This is a genomic window from Pseudomonas sp. 43NM1, from assembly GCF_002836905.1.
In the GTDB taxonomy this organism is placed as follows: domain Bacteria; phylum Pseudomonadota; class Gammaproteobacteria; order Pseudomonadales; family Pseudomonadaceae; genus Aquipseudomonas; species Aquipseudomonas prosekii.
On sequence record NZ_MKGS01000060.1, the window covers coordinates 1 to 7,625 of the forward strand.

Annotated in this window: 10 protein-coding genes; 2 read left to right on the forward strand and 8 right to left on the reverse strand. The window is 58.9% G+C overall.

The genetic code is table 11. The annotated features are described in order from the left end of the window. Window positions 1-616, reverse strand: a 616-nt coding sequence (locus BI292_RS07590; RefSeq protein ID WP_157831225.1) for a TonB-dependent siderophore receptor, incomplete at its 3' end; no start/stop codon positions are given. 223 nt (window positions 617-839) lie between these two features. Next, on the reverse strand, window positions 840-974 hold the full coding sequence (locus BI292_RS29115; RefSeq protein WP_256592631.1) for a hypothetical protein: 135 nt from the start codon (window positions 972-974) through the stop codon (window positions 840-842). A gap of 196 nt (window positions 975-1,170) precedes the next feature. Between BI292_RS29115 and BI292_RS07595 the strand changes: the two genes are divergently transcribed. Continuing rightward, window positions 1,171-1,368, forward strand: coding sequence for a hypothetical protein (locus BI292_RS07595; protein ID WP_101207496.1), 198 nt, complete (start codon window positions 1,171-1,173; stop codon window positions 1,366-1,368). An 18-nt stretch (window positions 1,369-1,386) separates the two neighbouring features. Here the strand turns inward: BI292_RS07595 and BI292_RS07600 are convergent, their stop codons facing one another. Next, window positions 1,387-1,635: a hypothetical protein gene (locus tag BI292_RS07600; RefSeq protein WP_101207497.1), complete on the reverse strand. Its 249-nt coding sequence runs from the start codon at window positions 1,633-1,635 to the stop codon at window positions 1,387-1,389. A 49-nt stretch (window positions 1,636-1,684) separates the two neighbouring features. Next, window positions 1,685-2,605: a LysR family transcriptional regulator gene (locus BI292_RS07605; protein WP_101207498.1), complete on the reverse strand. Its 921-nt coding sequence runs from the start codon at window positions 2,603-2,605 to the stop codon at window positions 1,685-1,687. 267 nt (window positions 2,606-2,872) lie between these two features. Here BI292_RS07605 and BI292_RS07610 point away from each other — a divergent pair, with 267 nt between their 5' ends. Next, window positions 2,873-4,066: an MFS transporter gene (locus BI292_RS07610; protein WP_101207499.1), complete on the forward strand. Its 1,194-nt coding sequence runs from the start codon at window positions 2,873-2,875 to the stop codon at window positions 4,064-4,066. A 123-nt stretch (window positions 4,067-4,189) separates the two neighbouring features. Here the strand turns inward: BI292_RS07610 and BI292_RS07615 are convergent, their stop codons facing one another. The 4 genes from BI292_RS07615 to BI292_RS07630 form a co-directional block, all read right to left on the reverse strand. Then, a complete protein-coding gene (locus tag BI292_RS07615) occupies window positions 4,190-5,560 on the reverse strand; it encodes an ATP-binding protein (protein WP_101207500.1) in 1,371 nt (456 codons plus the stop codon). Continuing rightward, complete coding sequence (locus BI292_RS07620) at window positions 5,557-6,219, reverse strand: response regulator (protein WP_092280683.1); 663 nt, start codon at window positions 6,217-6,219, stop codon at window positions 5,557-5,559. Before BI292_RS07620 ends, BI292_RS07615 begins: the two co-directional genes overlap by 4 nt. Before the next feature lie 11 nt (window positions 6,220-6,230). Continuing rightward, window positions 6,231-6,875 carry a tetratricopeptide repeat protein gene (locus BI292_RS07625; RefSeq protein ID WP_101207501.1) on the reverse strand — a complete coding sequence of 215 codons (645 nt, stop codon included), beginning with the start codon at window positions 6,873-6,875 and terminating at the stop codon, window positions 6,231-6,233. After that, a partial coding sequence (locus BI292_RS07630) for an SDR family oxidoreductase (protein ID WP_256592632.1) occupies window positions 6,872-7,625 on the reverse strand: 754 nt, incomplete at its 5' end. The genes BI292_RS07625 and BI292_RS07630, both read right to left, overlap by 4 nt.

The following is a 7,625-nucleotide window of genomic DNA, read 5'->3' on the forward strand; positions in this document are numbered from 1 at the left end:
CGGTGCCGGTGAGCGAGACTTGCGGCTCGAACGTCGGCCGTTTGCGCACCATGTTGATCGCCGCCGAGGGGTTGCCGGCGCCGGTGACGAGACCGGTGGCGCCGCGAATCACTTCCACGCGGTCGAACATCGCCAGGTTTGGCTGCACGCCCATGGTGTAGCCGGAGTAAGAACTCGGCAGGCCGTCGTACATGATGTTGTCGATGTCGAAACCGCGAGAACTGTAAGTCTGCCGACCCGGGCCGCTGGCCTGGCTGAGGAACAGGCCGGGGGTGTTCTTCACCACATCGTTGACGCTGGTCATCGCCTGATCGTCCATGCGTTGACGGGTGATCACTGTGACCGCTTGCGGGGTTTCGCGCATGGTCAGCGGCAACTTGGTCGCGGTCTGCATCGGGCCAGTGGTGTAGGAACCGGAGCCTTCAGTGGTTGCGCCAAGCTGTTGGCTGGTGATGCTCGTGGCATCCAGTTCCAGGGTCGCGGGCCGTGCGGCGACCTCCGCTGCAGTGGTCGGCGTTTCGGCCGCGATGGCTGATTGAGCGCTGGCGATACAGATGGCAAAAGCCAGAAGGGTCGGTGAAAACGGCGTACGGTTTAGCGGTTGATGCCCCAGCATGAATCTGAATCTCCCCGAACGCCGTCCTTGGCAATACTAATAATGTTGATAATTGTTCGCGTTAGTGTGGCAGATTGTTTCCGTGCGAAAAAGTCTTCGGCAGCAAGAAGTTAATGAATTTTTCACATTTGCTGCTTCGGAAGAGTGCTGAGCTAGAGTGGGCGGGGTGTTCAGGAAGGCGCCGGCGGCAGGCTAATCGCCCAGCCGCCAGCAATAGGGAAGGTCAGGCGACGGTGCAAGTCCAGCGGTGATTCAACCGATACGGCGCACGGGTGAACGTGACGTCCGACACCAGATTCAGACCGCGCTGTTGCAGCGCTTCGGTGAGTTGCACAAGTGTCTCTGCTTCGATAGTCATTGCTGTTACCTCGCGAGAATTACTCTGTTCATAATTCTTGACCGAGCGGACAACGGGCTAATTCAATTTTTCTACGGGCATCATTTGATCAAGCGCTGGTGTGCGTCCGTTCGTCCAAAGTTCGGCACTTGTCGGGTCATGGCGATATCTCAAGTTGAATGCACGGATATCCCGCGCGTGAAAACGGAGATTCAAAATGGACATCGATGAGAATGCGCCAGGCAACATTTCCCAGAAGGGCGTAACGGGCGGCACGGATAACGAAACCGGGCATGACCCGAAAAAGAATGCGCCTGAAGTCCCGCTGTCGGCAGACGATGAAGCCGGAGTAGATGAGGAAATGGCCGATGTGGATGCAGCCAACTCGGTAGCGAGCGAACATCCCACGCCTTGATAAATCGGCGAGGGCGGGTCAATCGACTGTGCGCAGAATCGATCCCGCCTTCACCTCATCTGCATAGCGGCTCAGTTTGTTTTGTTCGACGAGGAGCAATTCGCAGATTTTTGTCAGCGCCGGGGCGTTTCCGTCCGTGGTGGTTTGAGCCATGGTGCTGAGTTGATTGACCGCCCAGCCAATGATTGAAGCGCTGTCTTCTAGATCGTAGAAGAGCTCTTGTTGAGCGGTTCTGGGGCCGGTGAGGTTTTGGATCAGATCTGGCATTTAGTTGTACGTCCCTGGTGAGTGTTCAAGTAGCGAGGCATTCAGGTGTTTATCGGCGCAAAACGCTGTCCCGGTTGTTCTCGGATTCTCTAAGCGCATTCAGAACTAAAGAGAACGCTGGCGTCGGCAAGCGTCGGCTCGGGTAGTACAGGTGATAACCCGAGAACAGTGGGCACCAATCTTCCAATACGCGTATTAAACGACCTTCCTCGATATGCGGGGCAAACTCTTCCTCCGGTAAGTAAGCGATGCCCAAGCCATTTACGGCCGCTGCCGGAACATGCGCGCTGGTGTTCACAATTACCTGGCCAGTAACGCGCACATTGATCTTGCGACCACGCTTTTCAAATTCCCAGGCGTCAACGCCGCCAAGTGTTGGAAAACGTATGTCGATGCACGCGTGATTGACCAGATCCTGTGGTTTTTTCGGCATGCCGTTGCGGGCGAAATAGGCCGGTGATGCCACGGCAGCCATCCGCACTTCGGGGCCGATTGGCACGGCGATCATGTCTTTATCGACCGTGTCACCAAACCTGATGCCCGCGTCAAATCGGTCAGCCACGATATCGCGGAAGCCATAGTTGATATCGAACTCAACCTTGATGTCCGGATAGTCCAAGAGCAGCGGTGTCAGTCGCGGAAGCAGGACGGTCCTCAGGGCAAAATCGCCGCAGGTAATACGCACGGTGCCGGCAGGCTTGTCGCGAAGCTCCGTCAAAGCATCCAGCTCGGATTCGATTTCGTCGAACCGATGACCGATGGCGTGCATCAGGCGCTCGCCGGCACTGGTCGGCGAAACACTGCGCGTGGTGCGTGTGAGCAGGCGAATTTCCAGTCGTTTTTCCAGCCCGGAAACCGTCTGGCTCAGGGCCGACTGGGTGACACCCAAGTGCGCGGCCGCGCGGGTAAAACTGCCTTCTCTGGCGACCGTCACGAAGGCCAGAAGATCGTTCAGATTATGGCGTGGCATAGAAATCCGCTTACCTTGATTGATTAGCCAGACTAATAACTTCTACAACATTTCATTAGCTTATCAAGCATGACTTATTCCCAGAGAATAGGGCAAGCCTCACCTGTGCTCGCAGGTAGGGGCATACGACTTGCTGATCCGTACTCGTAAATAGATCAGCACTTATAGCGGCAAAAACGATTCTGACGCTTCGTGTTGTTTGCCGGGGTCGGAGCTTTTCGTATTGGAGCTTTTTGTATTGGAGTTTTTCGTGTTGGAGAAAGCTAGATGAGCAGCACCACCTTACCCCTCCAGGCAGTCGATCGGCAGGTGTGGGGAGCCGTCCTGGCGATGTCGCTGGGCGCTTTCGCATTGGTGACTTCGGAGTTTTTGCCGGTGAGTTTGCTCACGCCGCTTGCGACGGATCTTGCACTGACAGAAGGGCAGGCCGGGCAGGCCATTTCCATTTCCGGATTGTTCGCGGTGGTCACCAGCCTCTTTATCGCTTCAGTCATTCGCCGGCTCGACCGAAGGCCGGTATTGCTTTTCCTCACAGCGTTGATGATCGCCTCGGGCACGCTGGTGGCCTTCGCTCCGAACTATTCGACACTGATGATCGGCCGGGCCATTTTGGGCATCGCGATTGGCGGCAGCTGGGCGATGTCGACCGCCGTCATGATGCGCATTGCTCCCGAGCACTTTGTGCCTAAAGCCACTGCGTTGATTCAGGGCGGAACCGCACTTGCCACCGCAGTCGCAGCACCTATCGGCAGTTACATGGGCGGGTTGATTGGTTGGCGCGGCGCGTTTTTCTGCGTGGTTCCGCTCGCCGCGCTGGCGTTCTGCTGGCAAGCGTTTACGTTGCCGAAAATGCCCAGCCAAAACGAATCGGGCTCGGCACTTCAAGTGTTTCGGCTGCTGAAGAACGCCAAAGTAGCGCTGGGCATGGCGGCAGTGGCCTTGCTGTTTATGGGGCAGTTCACGTTGTTTACTTACTTGCGCCCATTCCTGGAGTTGGTGACCCGCGTAGACGTGTCCGGGCTCTCGCTGCTGTTGCTGATTATCGGAATGGCCGGTTTGCTGGGCACGATGCTGATCGGCTCGGTACTGGGCACAAGGCTTTACCGAGTGCTGATGATCATTCCGCTGTTGATGTCGGCAATTGCCGTGGCGCTACTCCTCGTCGGCCACGAGATGTGGGCGACCGCAGCTTTGCTGGGGGCCTGGGGACTGATTGCTACGTGCGCGCCGGTGGGCTGGTTTACCTGGCTGTCACGCACACTGCCACGCGATGCCGAAACCGGAGGAGGACTGATGGTCGCGGTCATTCAGTTGGCCATCACCTTCGGCGCGACGCTGGGAGGCGTGCTGTATGACGGGGTTGGTTACCAGGCTACGTTTATCGCAAGTGGTGTATTGCTGCTGGTGGCTTCGATGCTCGCGCTGCTGGTGTCGCGACTGGATTCGCGCCGGTTGCCGTGAAAATGCGCTGGTGGCGGGCGCATGTGCGGGTTGCACAGGCGCCCGTTATGCAAAGCCAGGAAAGGGATTTTCGTCACATCCTCCTGAGATGGCACACAGGAGAAATCAGTTGATCCTGATGGATTATTCGCTGGCAGAAATCGACAAAGTCGCGCGCAAGCCGCCTCCCGTTCGGTTGACTAGCGTGATGCGCCCACCCAACTGCGTCGCGATGGTATTGACGATGGTCAGCCCGAGCCCCGCCCCCTGTGCGTTACCTCGGCTGTAAAATCGCTCGAACAGTCTTCCCCACTCCTGCTCGTCAATTCCCGGCCCCTGATCTTCAACACTCAAATGGCAGAAGCCGTCGGCTTGGCTCAGGCTGACGGTGATCACGCCGTGTTCCGGGGAAAAATTGGCGGCGTTGGTGATCAGGTTGTTCAAAGCGATATCGATGGCGGCGGTGCTGGCCATGACGTGAAACGGTTGCCCGCCGTCTTCAAAGGTCAGCTCCAGCTGTTTGCTCAGCAGCCACGGCGTCATTTGCACCAGGCTGTTACGCACGGTCTCGCTGATGTCGATGCATTGCAGCGGCGGCAGGTCAGGCCTGGGTTCCAGGCGCGCCATCGTCAGCAACTGGTTGACCAGGCGACTAGTGCGATCAACACCCGAAATCAGAAACTCCAGCGACTCGCGGCGCTCCTGTTCGGTGCCTGCCTCCAACAAATTTTGCGCATGGACCCGCAGCACCGCCAGCGGGGTGCGCATTTCGTGGGCGGCGTCGGCGATGAAGCGGCGTTCGCGGCCGAGCACTTCCTGGATCTGCGCGAGCATGCGGTTGAGCGCAGCTTGCATCGGCTCAAGTTCGCTGGGCAGTGGTGAAAGTTGCAACGGCTCCAGCGAGCCGCTGTGCCGGGCCCGCAGGGTCGCGGCCATGTTGGCCAATGGCTTCAGGCCCCAGCCGATGGCCAGCCAGGCCATGCCCGCGAGAATCAGGCTGCCCAGCACATTCGGCCACAGTGTGTGCCGGACGATGCGATCGACCAGATCAGCGCGAACGTCATCGCGCTCGCCTACCCAGATGCGCAGGTTGTTCTGTTTGTCCTCCAGCAGAAACGCACGCCATTGCCGGCCTTTCAAATCCGCCACATTGCTGAAGCCCGGTTGGGTCGGCGGTGCGATGAACGAGGGTGCGCTGGCGGTGTGTACCAGCACTTCACCCTTGGGGTTCCATACTTGAAAGGCGAGTTTGCTCTCGTAAGGATGGCCGTTGACTCGCGGCTTCGCTTCGCTGAGGGCCTGATTGAACGCTTGATACAACTGCGCGTGCTTCAGACCTGTCATCGGCATGCGCATCACGCCCTGTAGCAACCGGGCGTTCTGTGCCAGATGGGCGTCATAGACTTCGGCGATTTCGTGGTTGCTGTCATGCACGTTGAACACGCTCAGCACCGCCAGACCGGCCAGCAACAGGCCGATGATCAGGGTGAGCGTGCGGCGGCGAATCGAACTCATCGACGTTCCTCAACCAGATAACCCACGCCTCGAATCGTACGGATCAGATCGGTGGAGAATTTTTTGCGCAAGTGGTGGATGTGCACTTCAAGGGTGTTGCTTTCCGCCTCTTCATTCCAGCCGTAGAGCAACTGAATCAATTGATCTCGGGTCATCACCCGCCCCGGCGGCGAGAGCAATTCATGCAGCAACTGATATTCCTTGGGCGTCAGCGCCACGGGCTGGCCCTGATAGCTGACCTGCTGGGTGACGGGGTTGAGGCAGATGCCCGCGTGCTCGATCAGTGCCTGGGCGCGGCCGGCGCTGCGGCGCAACAAGGCGCGCAGCCGCGCCTTGAGTTCGGCCAGATCGAAAGGTTTGATCAGGTAGTCATCGGCGCCGGCGTCCAGCCCGGCGATGCGGTCCTCGGTGGCATCACGGGCTGTGAGGATCAGCACCGGCAGGTTCGAACCACTGTCGCGCAACCGGCGCAGCACTTGGAGGCCATCCATGCGCGGCAAACCGAGATCGAGCACTGCCACGTCGAAAGTCTCACTGAGCAACGCATGCAACGCACTGCTGCCGTCCTTGAGCCAGTCGACGGTATAGCCTTCACGCCCCAACGCCTGATGAATGCCTTCACCGAGTGCCACGTCGTCCTCAATCAGTAATAAACGCACGCGGACTCCTGTCAGTCGAGTTTCTTGGTCACATCCACCAGCAGCGCCGCAATCTCTTTGCGGCGTCCGGCGTCGGCAGTTTCCCGGCCCGGACGCGGTGCGGCTTGCAGGGCTTTTTGCAGCGCCGCTTTTGCTTCAGCGTAGCGTTTTTCACGGTAGAGGTGATCGCCCCAGAAGTACAGGCTGTCAATGCCGTCGGGATTGAGTTGCAGCGCTTGCTTGAGCAGTTGCTCGGCTTTGTCGCTGTCGCCGAAACCGATTGGCCAGCCCGGCACTCGGTCATACAGTGCGGCGAGACTGGTGTATGCCGACCCCTGCAAGGCTTTGGGATCGAGGGACAAGGATTTTTCCAGATCCGCCTTGGCGTCCTTGGCTTTGCCCAACGCGCCGAGGCCGCCCTCGGCACCGGCCCAACTGCTAGTGACGATCCCTTTCCAGATCCATGCCTCGGCCAACGTCGGTCGCTCGTTGGTGAACTGACTTGCTTGCGTTGAAAGTTGTTCGAAAGCAGCGGCGCGCTGTTTTTCCACCACTTCGTACTGGATGTGCGCCCAACTTTGCTGGATGCGACTGAGGCGTTGTTGATCGGCGGTGTCTATCGCCCAAGCGCTCTGACTCAGGGCGGCCAACAGCAGGCATGCGGAAAGTTTTCTCATGGTTTTGAAGACTCGTTGGCAGGTTTTTCACTGAGATGGCGGATCAGTGGCAGATGCTTGCGCAGGCCACGATCGACCAGATGCGGCAGCAGGTTGTTGAGGCGTACAAAGAAGCGTTCGGGCCAGCCCAGATACAAGTCGCGGCGGTCGCTGGCAATCGCCTGGGTCACCGCTGTGGCCACGGTTTGCGGATCGTCGACAGTGGCTTTCAGCGCATCGTTCAAGGCTTGCGCTGCAGTGCTGTTCATCGGCGTGCTAGTGGAGCGTGGCGCGACATACAACACGCTGACCCGGGTGTCCGCCAGTTCCCGGCGCAACGCTTCGGAAAATCCGCGCAGGGCGAACTTGGTTGCGCAGTAACTTGCGTAACCGGCGTAGCCGATTGAGCCGTAGGTAGAACCAACGTTGACCACCATGGCACTGTCGGCCTGTTTGAGCAGCGGCAGCAGGAGTTTGGTCAGGCAGATGGGCGCGCTGACATTCACCGCCAGCATCGCGTTGATCTCGCTGTCATCGAGTTGTTCAAGCATGGCGAAGTGGTTGACTCCGGCGGCGTTGATCAGCAGGTTGATGCCCCCGATGGTTTGCGCGGCGGTCAGCACTTTGCGGCGGTCGCTGAGGAATGTCAGGTCGGCGGCCAACCAGCAAAGGTTTTGCGGATACAGCTCAAGCAGCGGCAGTAGCGCCTCCTGATGCCGGGTCACGGCCAGCACCCGGGCGCCGGCCGCGCACAGCACACCGGCAATGGCC

Bases quoted from the DNA above. Each gene is read 5' to 3' on its own strand.
- BI292_RS29115 (WP_256592631.1), bottom strand. From the start codon at position 974: ATGACTATCGAAGCAGAGACACTTGTGCAACTCACCGAAGCGCTGCAA.
- BI292_RS07595 (WP_101207496.1), top strand. From the start codon at position 1,171: ATGGACATCGATGAGAATGCGCCAGGCAACATTTCCCAGAAGGGCGTA.
- BI292_RS07600 (WP_101207497.1), bottom strand. From the start codon at position 1,635: ATGCCAGATCTGATCCAAAACCTCACCGGCCCCAGAACCGCTCAACAA.
- BI292_RS07605 (WP_101207498.1), bottom strand. From the start codon at position 2,605: ATGCCACGCCATAATCTGAACGATCTTCTGGCCTTCGTGACGGTCGCC.
- BI292_RS07610 (WP_101207499.1), top strand. From the start codon at position 2,873: ATGAGCAGCACCACCTTACCCCTCCAGGCAGTCGATCGGCAGGTGTGG.
- BI292_RS07615 (WP_101207500.1), bottom strand. From the start codon at position 5,560: ATGAGTTCGATTCGCCGCCGCACGCTCACCCTGATCATCGGCCTGTTG.
- BI292_RS07625 (WP_101207501.1), bottom strand. From the start codon at position 6,875: ATGAGAAAACTTTCCGCATGCCTGCTGTTGGCCGCCCTGAGTCAGAGC.